Source organism: Nonomuraea basaltis (genome assembly GCF_005893125.1).
In the GTDB taxonomy this organism is placed as follows: domain Bacteria; phylum Actinomycetota; class Actinomycetes; order Streptosporangiales; family Streptosporangiaceae; genus Nonomuraea; species Nonomuraea basaltis.
Window position 1 is genome coordinate 134,260 of record NZ_VCJS01000005.1, and the last position, 16,155, is coordinate 150,414.

Below are 16,155 nucleotides of genomic sequence, written 5' to 3' on the forward strand. Positions count from 1 at the left end.
ATGTCACCATAGAAGACTGCTTGACCTCAACCCTGTTGAAACGGACTTCGGTGCGCACTCAGCCTGGCCAGACCGACCCCGCGTTGATTCGCAACTTCTGCATCATCGCGCATATCGACCATGGCAAGTCGACCCTTGCCGACCGGATGCTGCAGATCACCGGCGTGGTCGACGACCGCTCCATGCGCGCACAATATCTCGACAGGATGGACATCGAGCGCGAGCGCGGCATCACGATCAAATCGCAGGCCGTGCGGCTGCCGTGGAACGGCCACGTGCTCAACATGATCGACACTCCCGGGCACGTCGACTTCACCTACGAGGTGTCCCGGTCGCTGCAGGCGTGCGAGGGCGCGGTCCTGCTGGTCGACGCGGCCCAGGGCATCGAGGCGCAGACGCTGGCCAACCTCTACCTGGCCATGAACGCCGACCTGAACATCATCCCGGTCCTCAACAAGATCGACCTGCCCGCGGCGCAGCCGGAGAAGTTCGCCGAGGAGCTGGCCGGGCTGATCGGCTGCGATCCCTCCGACGTGCTCAGGGTCTCCGGCAAGACCGGCGCGGGCGTGCGCGAGCTGCTCGACCACGTGGTCGAGACGATCCCGGCGCCGGTGGGCGTCGCCGACGCGCCCGCCCGGGCGCTGATCTTCGACTCGGTCTACGACACCTACCGGGGCGTGGTCACCTACGTCAGGGTCATCGACGGGCACCTGGGCAAGCGCGAGCGCATCCTGATGATGTCCACCATGGCCACCCACGAGACCTTGGAGATCGGCGTCATCTCACCCGAGCCCAAGATCGCCGACCAGGGCCTGGGCGTCGGCGAGGTGGGCTATCTCATCACCGGCGTGAAGGACGTGCGCCAGTCGCGCGTGGGTGACACCGTCACCTCGGCGGTCAAGGGGGCCAGCGAGATGCTGGCCGGCTACGAGCACCCGAAGCCGATGGTGTTCTCGGGGCTCTATCCGATCGACGGCGACCAATACCCGGAGCTGCGCGAGGCGCTCGACAAGCTCCAGCTCAACGACGCCGCGCTCGTCTACGAGCCGGAGACGTCGGCCGCGCTCGGGTTCGGGTTCCGGGTGGGCTTCCTCGGCCTGCTGCACATGGAGATCGTCCGCGAGCGGCTGGAGCGGGAGTGGGGGTTGTCGCTGATCTCCACCGCGCCGAACGTGGTCTACCGCGTGGTCATGGAGGACGGCAAGGAGCTCACGGTCACCAACCCGTCGGAGTTCCCGACGGGCGGCAAGATCGCTCAGGTCTTCGAGCCGGTCACCAAGTCCACCATCCTGGCGCCGGCCGAGTTCATCGGCGTGATCATGGAGATCTGCCAGGGACGGCGCGGCCAGCTCCTCGGCATGGACTACCTGTCGGAAGACCGGGTCGAGATCCGCTACACGCTGCCGCTCGGTGAGATCATCTTCGACTTCTTCGACCAGCTCAAGTCGCGCACCCGGGGCTACGCCTCGCTCGACTACGAGCCGGCGGGTGAGCTGGAGTCCGAGCTGGTCAAGGTCGACATCCTGCTGCAGGGCGAGCCCGTCGACGCGTTCAGCGCGATCGTGCACAAGGACAAGGCCTACACGTACGGCGTGGACATGGCGAAGAAGCTGCGCGAGCTGATCCCGCGGCAGCAGTTCGAGGTGCCGATCCAGGCCGCCATCGGGGCCAGGGTCATCGCCCGCGAGAACATCCGCGCCATCCGCAAGGACGTGCTGGCCAAGTGCTACGGCGGCGACATCTCGCGTAAGCGCAAGCTGCTGGAGAAGCAGAAGGAAGGCAAGAAGCGGATGAAGATGGTCGGGCGCGTCGAGGTGCCGCAAGAGGCCTTCGTCGCCGCGCTGTCCACCGACTCCAGCACGGACAAGACCAAGAAGTAGTTCTACAACCCGAGGACGGCGGGCGTGCGCGCGAGCGAGCGCCAGCGGGCCTCCGGGTCGTCGATCAGGCGGCGGGCCTGGAGATCCAGCAGCCCGCCGACGCCGGTCATCTCGGCCGCCAGCTCGCCGTCCGCGCGCCTGAACTCCTGCCTGATCCTGAACGTCCTCCCTTCGCCCCACTCGAACGCGCACGTCACTTCGACCTCGTCGCCGTCACGCAGCTCCCGGTGGAAGCGGATGGTGTTCTCCAAGGTCACAGGGCCGACACCGCTGCCCACCAGGTCGTCGACCGAGATGCCGGCGGCGCGCAGGCACTCCCAGCGGGCGTGGTCGCCGTACTGGTGGTAGACGGCGTTGTTGACGTGGCCCTGCGTGTCGAGCTCGTAGGCGCGTACGGCGATGCGTACCGAGAAGGTCATGTCCGCTCCTCAATCCAGGCGTGTGATTTGGCGGTGAGGTAGCGCAGGCCGTCGTCGCCGATCTCCACCCAGTCGCCGCGCGCCCATCCACCCGTGGTCTGCGGGGCGAATCCGTGCCGCTGGAACAGCGCCGACGCCTCCTTCTGGGTGAGCCCGCGCCGTCCCCACTCCTCGATGACCCGCGCCGTCCGCTCGTCCTCGCTCGCCTCCTGCTCGCCGAGCGCGCTCGCCAGCTCCTCCAGCCCGCGCGCGATGAGCCGCAGCGAAGCCTGGATCTTCGGTACGTCCACCTGATTGCCCATCGATCGGTAGCGATTGCCATTCGATGGTAACGGCTACCCTGAAAGCATGGAAGTGGTGCAGACGGCGCGAATGCTGCTATCTCGGGTAACAGCCGACGATCTGCCAGCCGTCCACGAGCTTCACTCCGACCCGCGTACCAGCGTGTACAGCCCCGCAGGTCCTTCACCTGACCTTGAGTCGAGCCGGGCCATGCTGGACCTGTGGCTGGCCGACTGGGACGAGCGCGGGCTCGGCTACTGGGCGGTGCGGCTGCTGGGGGAGACACGGGTGATCGGCTTCGGCGGGCTGCGCCGCGCGATCGTCGACAGGGGTGAGGTGCTGAACCTGTACTACCGATTCCGGCCGTCGGCGTGGGGGCACGGGTACGCGCTGGAGCTCGTGGAGGCGGCGCTGCGGGTCGGCGAGGGGCTCGGGCAGGTCGTCGCGGTGATCCGCGACACCAACGCGCCGTCGCGGCGGGTGGCGGAGCGAGCGGGCATGCGAAAGGACCGCACGATCCCGTACGGGGGCGTACCGAGCGACGTGTACGTCGCCTGACCGGCACCAAGGCGGCTTCGCCCGTCTACTGCACTTCGCCCGTCAACCGCGCCTTGCCCGTCTACTCGGCTTTGCCTGGCCGCGCCCGCCACACATAGCCCGCCAGGACCGCCACGCCGGCGACGGCCTGAGCCGCCAGGAACGCACCCAGGCCGCCGGGCGGGGTCATCAGCGCCATCGCGGCAGGCAGGCACCCCAGCACCGCCAGATCCACGCCCGTGGCCGCCCAGAGCACCGGCCCGAGCGGGATCGCCCCGCCCGGGGTGTCGATGACCGGCAGGGAGTGGTCGACCGGACCCCGCCTGGCCATCCGCAGCGCACCTGCGGCCAGCGCGGGAGCGATCAACGGCCCGAACAACCACCACGCCCCGGCACCGGCTCCGACCCCGAAGTCCATCCCGCTCGCTGCCGCACCGCCCACAGCCGAGGCGACGCCGGTGAGCGTCGGCCCGTCGGCCAGGGTCGGGCCGCCGGTCAGCGTCAGGCCGCTGACCAGGGTCAGGCCGGCCAGCGCCGCGGCCGTCCAGGCGCCGCTCAGCAGTGCGGGCAGCGCCGCTCGGGCCGCCAGCGCCGGGCGGTGGCCCACGCCGATCAGCCTGGCCAGGGCCGGGTTGCCGTTGTCGCGGCGCGCGCCCGACGCACTCGCGGACGCCACGGCCAGACCGCCCGCCAGCACGGCCGCCCCGAGCGCGGCCGGCGCACCACCCGCCTGGGCCAGCACGGCAGGCAGCGCCGCGGTCGCGAACATGGCCGCCAGCCGTCCCGGCCTCCGGGCCAGCCGGCGCCAGTCCTGCCACGCCAGAGCGAGGGGCGCGGGCAGCGATGGCCACCGTCGCGAGCTGAGCTTCCTGGCCCGCCAGTGGTTGTCCTCGGCGATCCAGGTGAACACTCCGGGATCGACCCCGACGGCGGCGCTCGCCACGTGTCCCGCGCGGGTCGAGGCGGCCAGGATGTCGCGGGCGGGGATCCGGTCGAGCGACGCCCACGCCTGACGTACCAGCAGGGCAGCGGCAACGGAGGCGCCGCAGACGGCGACGGCCACCGCCTGCGGGGGCGCGCTCGCGGCGATGGCCAGCACCGTACGGAGCCGGCCGCTCACGCTAATGACCGCCACCGCCAGGAGCGCGACCATCGCGGCCGTCAGCCAGACCTGCCACGACTGGGACGCCTGCGCGAGCACGGCCAGCGCCATCGCCCCCACGGTCGCCGAGATGCCCAGCGCCAGCGCGCCGAGCAGCCGCCACACGAGCTGGTCGGGTGCGCCCAGCACCGCCAGCATCCCCAGCCCGAGCACCGCACCCGCCACCACGGCGACCGTGAGGAGCGCCCGTCCGGTACGCCCGAGCAGGTGCCGCCGGTTCAGCGGCGACAGCAGCAGCCAGGAGGCGTCCGGACCAGGCAACACCACGGGACCCGCCGCGCGGGCCGCACGGAGGAAGCCGGCCAGCCCGAGCGCGACCAGCGCCGCCCCCGCACCCGTGCGCGCGGGATCGCCGGTTCCGGCCAGCCCCGCCACCACGTCGGAGAGGGGCTTGCCGAGCACGGCGAGGAACATCGCGATGCAGAAGGCGGTGACGTAACGATCGACCGGGGCCGAGCGGGTACGGCCGCGGAAGCGCAGGAAGGCCCGCACCGATCGCAGGCGCGGATCGGCGCCTGCTCCGGCAGTCGCCTGTCGCCCGATCATGCGGTCACCCCCGAAGGTGAGATCTGGCGGGCGCGGGCGGCGAGGCCCGGGTCGTGCGTGGCCATCATCACGGTGCCGCCCTCGTTCGTGTAGGCGTCGAGCAGATCCGCCAGGCGGGCGCGGAAGTCGCCGTCCAGACCGCGTTCCGGCTCGTCGAGCAGCAGCAACGTGCTCGGCCTGAGCAGCGCGGCGGCCAGCGAGAGGCGCTGGCGCTGGCCGGTGGACAGGTTCAGCGGCGGCGCGTCGGCCCGTTCCGCCAGGGCGAACACCTCCAGCGCCACCTCGACCGTCATGCGAACCCGGGGATGTACGGCTGCCATCAGCTCCAGGTGCTCACGGACGGTCAGCCCCGGATACCAGGCGGGCTCGTCGATGAGCAGTGCCACATGCCGCCAGAAGGGGACCTCGTCGGCGGGCGGCTTCCCGAACACCCGCACCTCGCCGGAGGCGGCGGGCTGGAGCCCGGCCAGGCAGCGCAACAGGGTCGACTTGCCGGAACCGTTCGGGCCGACCACCGCGACGATCTCGCCCGCGGTCACGGTCAGCTCCATCCCCCGGAGCACGGGGTTCCCGCCGAGCTCCACCGTGAGGTCCTCAAGGCTGATGATCGAGTCGTGCATCGTTCGAGCGTAGCCAGCCGGGACGTCGATCGCGCGGTGCCGCCGTCGCACAGAGGCGTCGCGATCCCCGTGTGCGTAGGAGTTTCTGTCGGTCGCGCCGTCTACCTTGTGTACCCGAACACTTGTGCGACTGGAGGGTGACATGATTGCTTCTGAGAGATTCGAGCGGGCCGCGGTGCTGGGGGTTGCTGTGGCGGAGGAGGCCCGGCGGCTGCTGGGGCGGCACCTGGACGCGGCGGGCGGGGAAGGGGGCGACGGCACGGTGCTCGTCGACGTGCCCTATCCCGACGCCGCGGTGGTCACGGCGCTGCTGGACGTGGCGGCCGAGTGCTTCGGCGAGCGGGGCGACTCGGTCGAGGAGATCAGGCAGGCGGCGCTGGAGACGTTGTTGCAGCTGGCGGGCTTCGATGACGAGTCGCAGCTCAACTCGGGCCAGGTGCGCCGGTGAAAGAGCTGTTGTCCCGGGCTTGGCGGGAAATGGGTCGCTGCTCATTGTGTCGCTCGATTACCGTCCAGGTATGCGCATTCTCTCTGTGAACATGGGCAAAACGGTCGACGCTGAGTGGGCGGGGAAGACGGGGCGTACGGCGATCGACAAGCGGGCGGTCACCCATCGGGTAGGGGTGCTGGCCAACGGGCTGGCCGGTGACGAGCGTGCCGACAGGGAGAGCCACGGCTCGCCCGACCACGCCGTCTACTCCTACGCCAGGGAAGACTACGACTGGTGGGAGGGCGAGCTCGGGCGGGAGTTGCGTGACGGGCGATTCGGAGAAAACCTCACCACGTCCGGCCTCGACGTCAACGGGGCCATGATCGGCGAGCGGTGGCGGGTGGGCGGCGCCGTGCTGGAGGTGACCGGGCCCCGGACGCCGTGCGTGGTGTTCCGCAACTGGATGGACGAGCCCGGGTGGCTCAAGCGGTTCACCGATGCGGCGCGCCCCGGGGCATACCTGAAGGTGGTCGAGCTCGGTGAGCTCGGGGCCGGTGACGAGGTGGAGATCGTCTCACGTCCCGAGGCCGGGGTGACGGTGGCCGACTGGTTCCGTGCCCGTCACGGGGACAAGGATGCGCTACGCAGGATCCTGGCCGTTCCCGGACATCACAGCCGGTGGGATGAGATGGCGGAAAAGGTTCTCGGAACGGCCGGGTAGGGGTCGCCTACCCGGCCGGATCCTGTGTCAGCGCAGGACCGAGTAGAGCGCCGACGTGAGCGAGGCGCGCGAGTCGTCCTGGTCTATCGACCACATCATCGACCCGCCCAGCCCCTTGAGCCGGATGTAGGCCGCCTTCTGCAGCATCATCGCCGGATCGTCGTACGACCAGAACTCGTTCCCGTCGTAGAGCCACATAGCCCCGGTGCGCAGGTCCCGGTAACGCTTGCCGGGCTTGCTCACCAGGTCCTTGTAGTCCTCGCTGCCCGGTGCCCACTTCCCGGGAGCGGGTCCGGTGGCGGGCTTGTACAGGCCGTCTCCGCCGCCGGTCACGCCGGTCCAGCCCTGTCCGTAGGCCGGCACCCCGACCACGAGCTTGCGGGCGGGCGCCCCGCGCGTCAGGTAGTCGCGGACGGTCTGGTCGACGCTGTACTTCACCGGGTTCGGGTCGCGCCGGTCGGTGAACAGGTTGCCGTTGTGCCCGGTCTGCGGTTCCCAGGTGCCGTGCAGGTCGTACCCCTGGAGGGTGGCGAAGTCGAGCTGCTTGAACGCGCGCCGCACCTCGAACCCAGAGTCGATCTTGGCGGCCGCGGCCGGCAGGAAGGCCGTGAGCTGGGACGCGTCCGAGTACGCCGTCATCTGCGCCCGCAGTTCCTCCACGAACAGCGTGAAGTTCCGCTTGTCCTCGGGCCGGATGACGTTCCCGTCGGCCCCGGACGAGCCGGGCCACTCCCAGTCCAGGTCGATCCCGTCGAACACGCCGGCCCCCGCGCCCGCCTCGAGCCCGGGCAGGTCGCCGCGCAGCCACAGGTCGATGCAGGACTGCGCCAGCTTGGTCCGCGACTCGGCGGTGAGGACGGCGTCGGAGAAGTATTTCGACCCGGTCCAGCCACCCAGCGAGATCAGCACCTTGAGCCTGGGGTGCTTGGCCTTGAGCTTGCGGAGCTGGTTGAGGTTGCCGTTCAGAGCCTGGCCCGGCGCGTCCGCAACGCCGTCCACGCTCTGCTCGGCCGGCACCGGCCGCTGCCAGTCCGCCCACGGATCGGCCGAGTAGCAGCCGCCCTCGGCGTTGACGAACCCGAAAGCATAGTTGAGGTGCGTGAGCTTGGCCGCGGCGCCCGAGGCGTCCACGTCCTTGACGTGGAAATTGCGGCCGTAAACGCCCCATTGGATGAAGTACGCGACGCGCTTGAAGCCGGTGTTGGCCTCGGCGGGTACGGAGACCGCCGTGAAGCCGAGCAGGAGCGAGAGAGTGCGATCAGGACCTTTTTCTTCACCGAGGTCTCCCGGATGCCACAACTTTTAGGAAACTTTCCTATAAGTTGAGGCGATCGTAGAGCCGCTCACACCAGGGCGTCAACGAGCCGGTTCAGCTTGTCCGGGTTCGACAGCACCGCCCAGTTGCGCACGGGGTCCCCGAACAACCCCATCACCCGGTCGGCCACCTCCACCCGGGTCGCGGCGGCCGCGAGCAGGCCGATGATGTGGTCGGGCGGCGGCTGCAGGAACATGTTGGTCCACATGGTGACCGGGCCCGCCGCCTCGTCCCACATCCGTTCGTCGGTGGCGTGGGCGAAGCCCACGTCGTACGGCCCGCCCGCCGCGATCGACTCGGCCGCGATCCAGGCGCAGGCCGAGCCCCCGTTCGCGCCCTGCCCGGTCAGCGGGTCGTTGGTGATCCAGGCGTCGCCGATCGCCAGGGCGACGCGCCCGCTGGGCAGCTTGGCCACCGCCTCCCGCACGGTCGGCGTGACCGCGCCCTGCAGCGCGTCTTCTGGCCCCGTCAGCTCGAACCCGGCCGGGTCGATCATTTCCCGCAGGCGCGGGGCGTGCTCGGCGATGGCCGCGAGCAGCGCGGGCGCGACCTCGGCCGGATCCATCAGGGTGAGCGGCTCGAACGGCCCGCCCGGTATCGCCTCGACGACGATCGAGGAGACCAACCCGTGCCGCGTCATCATCGGCATCCGGAAGATCTCGCCGCAGGCAGGCGAGATGTTGTAGGCGAAGGTCGTGCTGGGCCGAATGCCGTGGAACAGGCCCGCGAACAACCTGCGCTGCGGGCTGTCGTACGGCGAGCGGCCGGCATCGCGCGGGAACAGCTCGGCCACCGAGCGCCGCCCCGCCGCCACCACCATGAGCTCGTGCCGCTGCGACCAGCGATCCACCTGCGCGGCGTCCGGCGAGGTATCCGCCACGACGATCTCGCCGCCCCGGCGGGTGAAATCGTCCATGAGCGCGGGCAGCAGCAGCCGGAAGTCGGCCACGTGGTACGGGTCCGCGATCCGCCCGGTGAACTCCAGCGGCGGCACGCCCTTGATCGAGAAGCTGACCGTGTCCATCAGGCACCCCGGGTCGGCGAGGTGCTCGCAGCCCAGCTCCCTCTCCCGCGCCTGGGTCTGCTGCGTCCTGGCCACGGTGTTGGGCAGCCGCCCCGAGCTCATGGACGCCGCGTCGCCCTCGCTGTAGAGCGTCGCCTCGACGCCGAGCTGCTGCAGCCGCAGCGCGAGGGTCAGCCCCGAGATCCCCGCGCCCACGATGCCGATGCCTGCCATGTGTTCTCCCCCCATTGATCGGTGAGAGACCAGTTGACGCCACCGCTCTTGTGCCCGACTTGGAGCACTCTTGTGTTCGGGCAAACTGGAAGAGTGCCATCCACCCTGCCTGACGGCGATCCCGTGCCCACCTCAGGCGAGCTCCCAGAGAGCGCCCTGAGCGGCCTCGGCGAGCGTCCGTTCGGCTTCTACGTCCACGTGCCGTTCTGCGTGACCCGCTGCGGCTACTGCGACTTCAACACCTACACCGCGAGCGAGCTGGGCCCCGGCGCCTCACACCGGGACTACGCGGACACGGTCGTCGAGGAGATCCGCCTCGCGCGCCGCGTGCTGGGTGCCGCCGAGCTGCCGGTGGAGACGGTGTTCTTCGGCGGCGGCACGCCCACTCTGCTGCCTCCCGAGGACCTGGCCAGAATCCTGGCCGCGATCGACTCCGAGTTCGGGCTGCGGCCCGGGGCCGAGGTCACCACGGAGGCCAACCCCGAGTCCGTGGACCCCTCCTACCTGGAGAAGCTCCGCCACGGCGGGTTCAACCGGGTCAGCTTCGGCATGCAGAGCGCCCGCGAGCACGTGCTCCAGGTCCTCGACCGCAGGCACACGCCCGGCCGGGCGGCGGCGGCCGTCCGCGAGGCCAGGGAGGCCGGGTTCGACCACGTCAACCTGGACCTGATCTACAGCACGCCGGGCGAGAGCGACGACGACTGGCGGGCCTCGCTGGCCGCGGCGATCGAGGCCGGGCCCGACCACGTGTCGGCGTACTCGCTGATCGTCGAGGAGGGCACCAGGCTGGCCGCCAGGATCAGGCGCGGCGAGCTGCCGATGCCCGACGACGACGTGGCCGCCGACCGCTACCTGATCGCCGACCGGATGCTGGCGGAGGCGGGATTCCGCTGGTACGAAGTGTCCAACTGGGCCAACTCTGACCAGGCCAGGTGCCGCCACAACCTGCTCTACTGGACCGGCGGCGACTGGTGGGCGGCCGGCCCCGGCGCGCACAGCCACGTCGGCGGCACGCGCTGGTGGAACGTCAAGCACCCGGCCGCCTACGCCAGGCGGCTGGCCGGGCACGCCTCGCCCGCGCATGCCCGCGAGGTGCTCGGCGGCGAGGACCGCGCGGCCGAGCGGCTCATGCTGGAGCTGCGGCTGGCGACCGGCTATCCGCTCGCCGAGGTGACGCCAGCGGCGCGCACGGCCGTGGCCAGCGCGCTGGCGCGCGGCCTGCTGGAGCCCGGGCCGTTCAAGTCCGGCCTGATGGTGCTCACGCTCCAAGGACGGCTGCTGGCGGACGGCCTCATCAGGGATCTGCTCGTCTAGGCACCCTACGTGATCATGCGGATGGCGAACGGGTAGCGGTAGTTCTGCCCCCGGCTGGTGGCCATGGCGGCCTGGACGTGGAAGATCAGGGACAGGATCCAGATGACGGGGAAGAAGAGGATCCCGATGAAGATGATCGTCAGGAAGCCCGCGACCACGTAGCCGATGAACATCGTGATCTGGAAGTTGAGCGCCTCCGCCGCCTGGTCCCTGACGTACGGGGACTCGTCCTTCTTCATCAGGTAGATGATCAGCGGGCCGATCCAGGAGACCAGCAGGCCGAGGAGGTGCGACAGCATGGCCATCGTGGTGTCGTCGGTGCCGGGGCGGGGGCCGTACCTGCCGGGGACGTACGGCTCGCCGGGGCCTGCCGTGTATCCGTAGCCGGGCTGCTGCGGCTGGCCGTAGCCGGGCCCGTAGCCGCCGGATTGCGGCTGGCCGTAGGGGGGCGGCTGCTGGCCATGGCCGGATGGCTGACCGTAGCCGGGCTGGCCGTAGCTGGGCGGCTGCTGCCCATAGCTGGGCTGCTGGCCGTATCCCGGCTGGGACCCGGGCTGCTCACCGTAGCCATAGCTCGGCTGAGACCCGGGTTGCTGGCCATACCCGGGCTGGGATCCGGGTTGCTGGCCGTAGCCCGGCTGGGATCCCGGTTGCCGGCCGTACTCCGGCTGCTGAGGGCCGGAGCCCTGGTTCCGCGGGATCTCCGATGGGGGTACGTACCGGGTGGCGTCGTCGTCTGGCGGTGGCTGCGGCGGGTCCTGGCTCATGATGCCTCCGTAACGAAGTCGATCAGTTCCTCGACCCGGCCGAGCAACTCCGGCTCCAGGTCTGCAAAGGTCGAGACGGCGCCGAGGATCCGCCGCCACGCGTCCGCGGGCTCCAAGCGCCAGCCCAGGGCGGCGATCACGCCTTCTTTCCACGGTACTCCGCGCGGCACGTCGGGCCAGGCGGGAATGCGCAGCACGGAAGGTTTGACCGCCTGCCAGATGTCGACGAACGGATGCCCCACCACGAGCACGTCCGGCGAGGTGATCTCGGCGGCGATCCTGCTCTCCTTGGAGCCCGGCACGAGGTGGTCGACCAGGACCCCCAGCCGGCGCCCCGGCTCGGGACCGAACTCCGCCACGATGGCCGGCAGATCGTCCACGCCCTCCAGGTATTCGACCACGACCCCCTCGACCCGCAGGTCATGGCCCCAGATCTTCTCGACGAGGGCGGCGTCGTGCACGCCCTCCACGTAGATCCGACTCTCTCTGGCCACCCTCGCCCGCAGCCCCTCCACCGCGATGGAGCCCGACGCGCTGCGCCTGGGGCCCGCCGGCGCGGCAGCGGGGCGTACCAGCGTCACGGTCTTGCCTTCCAGCAGGAACGCGGCCGGCGCCAGCGGGAAGAGCCGCCGCTTGCCGAACCGGTCCTCCAGCGTGACGGCCTCCTTGTCGCAGGCCACCACCGCGCCGCAGAAGCCGCTGTCGGCGTCCTCCACGACGAGGCCCAGCTCGGCGGGCACCTTCGGAATCTTGCCCTTGCCGGGCCGCCGCCAATTCTCCGCCAGCACATCGCCCTCGTACACACGGGGACCGTAGCAAATCACCCGCCGACCGCAAGGCGCTTACGCGCGCCGCTCCGGCGCATCACGACGACGATGGTGCCGACGATCGCGACGAGCAGCCCGGCGCCGGGGATCAGGAACAGCGCGGCCGACCCGCCGACGATCCCGCCCGCGGCGGCGGTCACCGGCTTGCCCACGCCGTACCGTACGTTCGCCGCCTCCTGGTTGGTGCAGGTCAGCTCGTAGTCGCCCTTGGCGGGCGCGTTGATCACGAGGATCTGCTCCCATGTGACGGCGCCGACCGTGATCGTCTGGGAGCCGGTGGTCTTGGCGAGTTTGGCCTGGCCGGGGCCGCCGGAGACCTGGCACTCGTATTTGACGGCCGTGTCGGTGGCGATGTAGATGGCCGGCTTGTCGGCCGGGTCGACCGTCACCGTGACGCTTTCGCCCGACGTGAACGTCTTGGTGGGAGCAAGGTCCGACACGCTGCTGAGCACGCCGCCGACGAACATGACCACGCCGACGACCGCACACACCACGGCGATCGCCCAGGCGAGTGCGATCCACCAAAGGCTGGGCTTTATGGCTTTGGAGTCGATTCGCGGGGGGAACTGGGATGGTTGGCCGTATTGTCCGTACTGGGCCGGCTGCCCGTACTGGGCCGGTGGGTTCCCGTACTGCTGCGGCGGCGGGCCGTAACCGGGCTGAGGACCATAACCCGGCTGTGATCCGGGCTGAGGGCCGTAGCCGGGCTGCGATCCGGGCTGAGGGCCGTAACCAGGCTGCTGGGGAGGCTGTGGCTGACCGTAGTAGGGGCCCTGTCCAGGAGGCGGGCCGTACGACGGAGGCTGTGATTTGTCCGACATGTGCGCAAGTGTGCTGCCTGGCACTTGTAAGACGCTAGCAACAGGATGGGAGACGGTGTTATCGCACCTTGTGGGCGAGAGCCGTACACTTGGCACTCGGGAACACAGAGTGCTAGACACTTCGTTTCCTAGAGGGCAGAGGCAGGAGGTGAGCACGTGCTCGACGATCGGAAGCTAGCGGTGCTCCGCGCCATTGTCGAAGACTACGTGTCCACCAACGAACCGGTGGGCTCCAAGGCGCTGGCCGAGCGTCACAACTTGAAGGTCTCCCCGGCGACGGTCAGGAACGACATGGCCGCACTGGAGGAGGAGGGCTACATCACGCAGCCGCACACCAGCGCGGGCCGCGTGCCGACGGACAAGGGATACCGCCTGTTCGTGGACCGGCTCTCGCAGGTCAAGCCGCTGTCGGCCGCCGAGCGCCGGGCGATCGAGACGTTCCTCGCCGGTGCGGTCGACCTCGACGACGTGGTCACCCGCACGGTGCGGCTGCTCGCGCAGCTCACCAGGCAGGTGGCGGTGGTGCAATACCCGACGCTGACGCGCTCGACGGTCCGGCACGTCGAGTTGGTGCCGTTGCACGACCGGCGGGTCATGCTCGTGCTGATCACCAACACCGGCCGCGTCGAGCAGCGCGTGATCGAGCTGCCCGAGGTGGTGGAGGACGCCCGCATCGCGCATCTGCGCGCGGTGCTCAACGCCTGCCTCGACGGGTGCGGCCTGAGCAACGTGCCCGAGCTGGTCGCCGACCTGCCGGAGCGCCTGCCCGCCGAAGACCGGCCCGCGGTGGCGACGATCCTGTCCGTGCTGCTCGAGACGCTGGTGGAGCGGCACGACGAGAAGATCGTGTTCGCCGGCGCGGCCAACCTCGCCGGCGCCGACTTCTCCGTCGGCCTGCGTGACGTGCTCGAGGCGCTGGAGGAGCAGGTCGTGCTCATGCGGCTGCTCGGCGAGACCACCTCAGACACCCCGTCCGCGCTTACCGTGCGCATAGGTTCGGAAAACCCCTACCTGCGAGGCACATCCGTCGTCGCGACCGGATACGGTTCTGGCGACAACCAACTGGCCCGGCTCGGTGTGCTGGGGCCTACCAGGATGGACTATCCCGTGACGATGGGCGCCGTGCGCGCGGTCGCTCGCTACGTCAGCCAGATCCTGGCTGCATCATAAGAGGTCGATAAGTGGCAAACAGCGACTACTACGCCACCCTCGGGGTGCGGCGTGACGCCAGTCAGGACGAGATCAAGAAGGCGTATCGCCGTCTCGCCCGCGAGCTGCACCCCGACGTGAACCCCGATCCCGCGACACAGGATCGGTTCAAGGAGATCACGCAGGCCTACGAGGTGCTGTCGGACCCGAACAAGCGCCAGATGTACGACCTGGGCGGCGACCCCTTCAGCAGCGCGGGAGCAGGCGCGGGCGCCGCGGGCTTCGGAGCGGGCTTCCCGTTCAGCGACATCATGGACGCCTTCTTCGGCACGGCGGCCGGCGGCCGCGGGCCGCGCTCGCGTGCCCGCAGGGGCCGCAACGCCACCATCCGGGTCGAGCTCGACCTGCGCGAGACCGCGTTCGGCACCACCCGTGAGCTGGTCGTCGACACGGCCGTCCTGTGCGAGGTCTGCCACGGCGCGGGCGCCGCGTCCGGCACCCACCCCGACACGTGTGACATGTGCAACGGGCGCGGCGAGATCTCCCAGGTCACCCGCTCGTTCCTGGGGCAGGTCATGACCTCGCGGCCGTGCCCGCAGTGTGGCGGGTTCGGCACCATCATCCGCCACCCCTGCCAGGAGTGCTCGGGCGACGGCCGGGTGCGCACCCGCCGTACGATCAAGGTCCGCATCCCCGCGGGCGTCGAGGACGGCACCCACATCCAGCTCGCCGGAGAGGGTGAGGTCGGCCCCGGCGGCGGCCCGCCCGGAGACCTGTTCCTGGAGATCGTCGAGCGGCCGCACGAGATCTTCGAACGGCGCGGTGACGACCTCCACTGCACCGTCCAGATCCCGATGACGGCCGCCGCGCTCGGCACGATCCTCACGGTGGAGACGCTCGACGGCGCCGAGGAGATCGACGTCCGCCCCGGCACCCAGTCCGGCCAGGTCATCACCATGTACGGGCGTGGCGTGCAGCGGCTCAACGAGTCCGGCAGGGGCGACCTGCTGATCCACGTCAATGTCGAAACCCCGAGCCGCCTGGACACCGCGCAGGAAGAACTGCTGCGCGAGCTGGCCAAGCAGCGGGGAGAGGAACGCCCGCCGGGCAAGTTCGCACCGGGGCAACAGGGTTTTTTCTCCCGCCTGCGTGACGCGTTCAACGGTAGGTGACGTTGACCGTTCCGGTGTTCCTGGCCCAGGAGCTGGGCGGCGGCGCTGAGCTGACGCTCGACGGCCCTGAGGGCCGGCACGCGGCCTCCGTACGCCGCCTGCGACCCGGCGAGCGGGTCGACCTGACCGACGGCGCCGGTGCGGTCGCCGAGTGCGTTGTGCGCGAGGTGCTGAAGGACGCGCTCAGGCTCGACGTGATCGGCCGCTACGAGGTCGAGGCGCCCCGGCCGCGGCTGGTCGTCGTCCAGGGGCTGCCCAAGGGCGACCGGGGCGAGCTGGCGGTCGAGATGATGACCGAGGCCGGCGTCGACGTGATCGTGCCCTGGGCGGCCTCGCGCAGCATCACGCAGTGGAAGGGCGACAAGGTCGCCAAAGCGCTGCACCGATGGCGCTCGACCGCCCGCGAGGCGGGCAAGCAGGCACGCAGGTTCCATCTGCCGGAAGTGACCGAGCCCGCCTCCACCGCCCGCGTCGAGGCGCTGCTGGCCGGCGCGGCGCTGGGGCTGGTGCTGCACGAGGAGGCGGCCGAGCCGCTCTCCGGCGTGGCGCTGCCACCGGGAGGCGACATCGTGGTGGTCGTGGGGCCAGAAGGGGGCGTCTCGGAGGACGAACTGGCCAGGTTCCGGGCGGCCAAGGCCGTGCCCGTGCTGCTGGGGCCCACGGTCCTGCGGACGTCCACGGCGGGCGTGGCGGCGGCGGCCGTGCTGCTCGCACGTACCGGGCGCTGGTGAGCTCCTGACGCGCTAAGGCGTGGGCTGGGAGGCGTCCATGAGCGGGCTGGTCAGCTCGCTGGGCTCGCTGGTCGCTTCTTCGTGCGGGCACTGGTCAAGAGGGCAGGCCGAAGGCTGCGTGGTCGTCTCCGGGGCCGTCGGCGTCGGTGAGGCCGACGGGCAGTCCTCCGGCGGTTCGGCCAGCTCGGCCGCGGACGGGCACGGGGCTTTCTCTTATACACATCT

At 70.4% G+C, this 16,155-nt stretch carries 18 protein-coding genes; 9 read left to right on the forward strand and 9 right to left on the reverse strand.

Annotated elements, in window-relative coordinates:
- The first annotated feature begins 50 nt into the window (after positions 1-50).
- Entirely contained in the window at positions 51-1,880 is a 1,830-nt protein-coding gene (gene lepA, locus EJK15_RS03925) for a translation elongation factor 4 (RefSeq protein WP_138708969.1), read from the forward strand.
- A 2-nt stretch (positions 1,881-1,882) separates the two neighbouring features.
- Here the strand turns inward: lepA and EJK15_RS03930 are convergent, their stop codons facing one another.
- Complete coding sequence (locus tag EJK15_RS03930; protein ID WP_138708970.1) at positions 1,883-2,299, reverse strand: acyl-CoA thioesterase; 417 nt, start codon at positions 2,297-2,299, stop codon at positions 1,883-1,885.
- Positions 2,296-2,589 carry a hypothetical protein gene (locus EJK15_RS03935; RefSeq protein ID WP_138708971.1) on the reverse strand — a complete coding sequence of 98 codons (294 nt, stop codon included), beginning with the start codon at positions 2,587-2,589 and terminating at the stop codon, positions 2,296-2,298. Before EJK15_RS03935 ends, EJK15_RS03930 begins: the two co-directional genes overlap by 4 nt.
- 58 nt (positions 2,590-2,647) lie before the next feature.
- Between EJK15_RS03935 and EJK15_RS03940 the strand changes: the two genes are divergently transcribed.
- Complete coding sequence (locus EJK15_RS03940; protein WP_240776749.1) at positions 2,648-3,139, forward strand: GNAT family N-acetyltransferase; 492 nt, start codon at positions 2,648-2,650, stop codon at positions 3,137-3,139.
- 61 nt (positions 3,140-3,200) lie between these two features.
- Here the strand turns inward: EJK15_RS03940 and EJK15_RS03945 are convergent, their stop codons facing one another.
- Both EJK15_RS03945 and ccmA read right to left on the reverse strand, forming a co-directional pair.
- Positions 3,201-4,826: a DUF6297 family protein gene (locus tag EJK15_RS03945; RefSeq protein ID WP_138708972.1), complete on the reverse strand. Its 1,626-nt coding sequence runs from the start codon at positions 4,824-4,826 to the stop codon at positions 3,201-3,203.
- Positions 4,823-5,446: a heme ABC exporter ATP-binding protein CcmA gene (ccmA, locus tag EJK15_RS03950; RefSeq protein ID WP_138708973.1), complete on the reverse strand. Its 624-nt coding sequence runs from the start codon at positions 5,444-5,446 to the stop codon at positions 4,823-4,825. Before ccmA ends, EJK15_RS03945 begins: the two co-directional genes overlap by 4 nt.
- 142 nt (positions 5,447-5,588) lie before the next feature.
- Here ccmA and EJK15_RS03955 point away from each other — a divergent pair, with 142 nt between their 5' ends.
- On the forward strand, positions 5,589-5,894 hold the full coding sequence (locus EJK15_RS03955; RefSeq protein WP_138708974.1) for a hypothetical protein: 306 nt from the start codon (positions 5,589-5,591) through the stop codon (positions 5,892-5,894).
- 70 nt (positions 5,895-5,964) lie between these two features.
- On the forward strand, positions 5,965-6,597 hold the full coding sequence (locus EJK15_RS03960; protein WP_138708975.1) for an MOSC domain-containing protein: 633 nt from the start codon (positions 5,965-5,967) through the stop codon (positions 6,595-6,597).
- A 27-nt stretch (positions 6,598-6,624) separates the two neighbouring features.
- Here the strand turns inward: EJK15_RS03960 and EJK15_RS03965 are convergent, their stop codons facing one another.
- Together EJK15_RS03965 and EJK15_RS03970 are read right to left on the reverse strand one after the other, a co-directional pair.
- A complete protein-coding gene (locus EJK15_RS03965; RefSeq protein ID WP_138708976.1) occupies positions 6,625-7,896 on the reverse strand; it encodes a glycoside hydrolase family 18 protein in 1,272 nt (423 codons plus the stop codon).
- A 44-nt stretch (positions 7,897-7,940) separates the two neighbouring features.
- Positions 7,941-9,149, reverse strand: coding sequence for a styrene monooxygenase/indole monooxygenase family protein (locus EJK15_RS03970; RefSeq protein WP_171074102.1), 1,209 nt, complete (start codon positions 9,147-9,149; stop codon positions 7,941-7,943).
- A 93-nt stretch (positions 9,150-9,242) separates the two neighbouring features.
- Between EJK15_RS03970 and hemW the strand changes: the two genes are divergently transcribed.
- Entirely contained in the window at positions 9,243-10,463 is a 1,221-nt protein-coding gene (gene hemW, locus EJK15_RS03975; RefSeq protein WP_138708978.1) for a radical SAM family heme chaperone HemW, read from the forward strand.
- Positions 10,464-10,468: 5 nt separating this feature from the next.
- Here hemW and EJK15_RS03980 read toward each other — a convergent pair whose 3' ends face one another.
- The 3 genes from EJK15_RS03980 to EJK15_RS03990 are packed head-to-tail and all read right to left on the reverse strand — an operon-like array spanning position 10,469 to position 12,548.
- A complete protein-coding gene (locus EJK15_RS03980; RefSeq protein ID WP_138708979.1) occupies positions 10,469-11,230 on the reverse strand; it encodes a DUF4870 domain-containing protein in 762 nt (253 codons plus the stop codon).
- Positions 11,227-12,033: a DUF3097 domain-containing protein gene (locus EJK15_RS03985; RefSeq protein WP_138708980.1), complete on the reverse strand. Its 807-nt coding sequence runs from the start codon at positions 12,031-12,033 to the stop codon at positions 11,227-11,229. The genes EJK15_RS03980 and EJK15_RS03985 overlap by 4 nt, the downstream gene beginning before the upstream one ends.
- A 17-nt stretch (positions 12,034-12,050) precedes the next feature.
- Positions 12,051-12,548: a hypothetical protein gene (locus EJK15_RS03990; protein ID WP_240776750.1), complete on the reverse strand. Its 498-nt coding sequence runs from the start codon at positions 12,546-12,548 to the stop codon at positions 12,051-12,053.
- A 486-nt stretch (positions 12,549-13,034) separates the two neighbouring features.
- Here EJK15_RS03990 and hrcA point away from each other — a divergent pair, with 486 nt between their 5' ends.
- The 4 genes from hrcA to EJK15_RS72595 form a co-directional block, all read left to right on the forward strand.
- Entirely contained in the window at positions 13,035-14,048 is a 1,014-nt protein-coding gene (gene hrcA, locus EJK15_RS04000) for a heat-inducible transcriptional repressor HrcA (protein ID WP_138708981.1), read from the forward strand.
- A gap of 11 nt (positions 14,049-14,059) precedes the next feature.
- The gene (gene dnaJ, locus EJK15_RS04005) at positions 14,060-15,199 is read left to right on the forward strand and encodes a molecular chaperone DnaJ (RefSeq protein WP_138708982.1); all 1,140 of its coding nucleotides are present in this window, start codon (positions 14,060-14,062) and stop codon (positions 15,197-15,199) included.
- Between the two features lie 2 nt (positions 15,200-15,201).
- On the forward strand, positions 15,202-15,930 hold the full coding sequence (locus EJK15_RS04010; protein ID WP_138708983.1) for a 16S rRNA (uracil(1498)-N(3))-methyltransferase: 729 nt from the start codon (positions 15,202-15,204) through the stop codon (positions 15,928-15,930).
- Positions 15,931-15,967: 37 nt separating this feature from the next.
- A partial coding sequence (locus tag EJK15_RS72595; RefSeq protein WP_206060639.1) for a hypothetical protein occupies positions 15,968-16,155 on the forward strand: 188 nt, incomplete at its 3' end.

Excerpts from the sequence above, each read along its gene's own strand:
- EJK15_RS03930 (WP_138708970.1), bottom strand. The coding sequence starts at position 2,299 with ATGACCTTCTCGGTACGCATCGCCGTACGCGCCTACGAGCTCGACACG.
- EJK15_RS03970 (WP_171074102.1), bottom strand. The coding sequence starts at position 9,149 with ATGGCAGGCATCGGCATCGTGGGCGCGGGGATCTCGGGGCTGACCCTC.
- EJK15_RS03980 (WP_138708979.1), bottom strand. The coding sequence starts at position 11,230 with ATGAGCCAGGACCCGCCGCAGCCACCGCCAGACGACGACGCCACCCGG.
- EJK15_RS03945 (WP_138708972.1), bottom strand. The coding sequence starts at position 4,826 with ATGATCGGGCGACAGGCGACTGCCGGAGCAGGCGCCGATCCGCGCCTG.
- EJK15_RS03955 (WP_138708974.1), top strand. The coding sequence starts at position 5,589 with ATGATTGCTTCTGAGAGATTCGAGCGGGCCGCGGTGCTGGGGGTTGCT.
- EJK15_RS03940 (WP_240776749.1), top strand. The coding sequence starts at position 2,648 with ATGGAAGTGGTGCAGACGGCGCGAATGCTGCTATCTCGGGTAACAGCC.
- EJK15_RS03960 (WP_138708975.1), top strand. The coding sequence starts at position 5,965 with ATGCGCATTCTCTCTGTGAACATGGGCAAAACGGTCGACGCTGAGTGG.
- ccmA (WP_138708973.1), bottom strand. The coding sequence starts at position 5,446 with ATGCACGACTCGATCATCAGCCTTGAGGACCTCACGGTGGAGCTCGGC.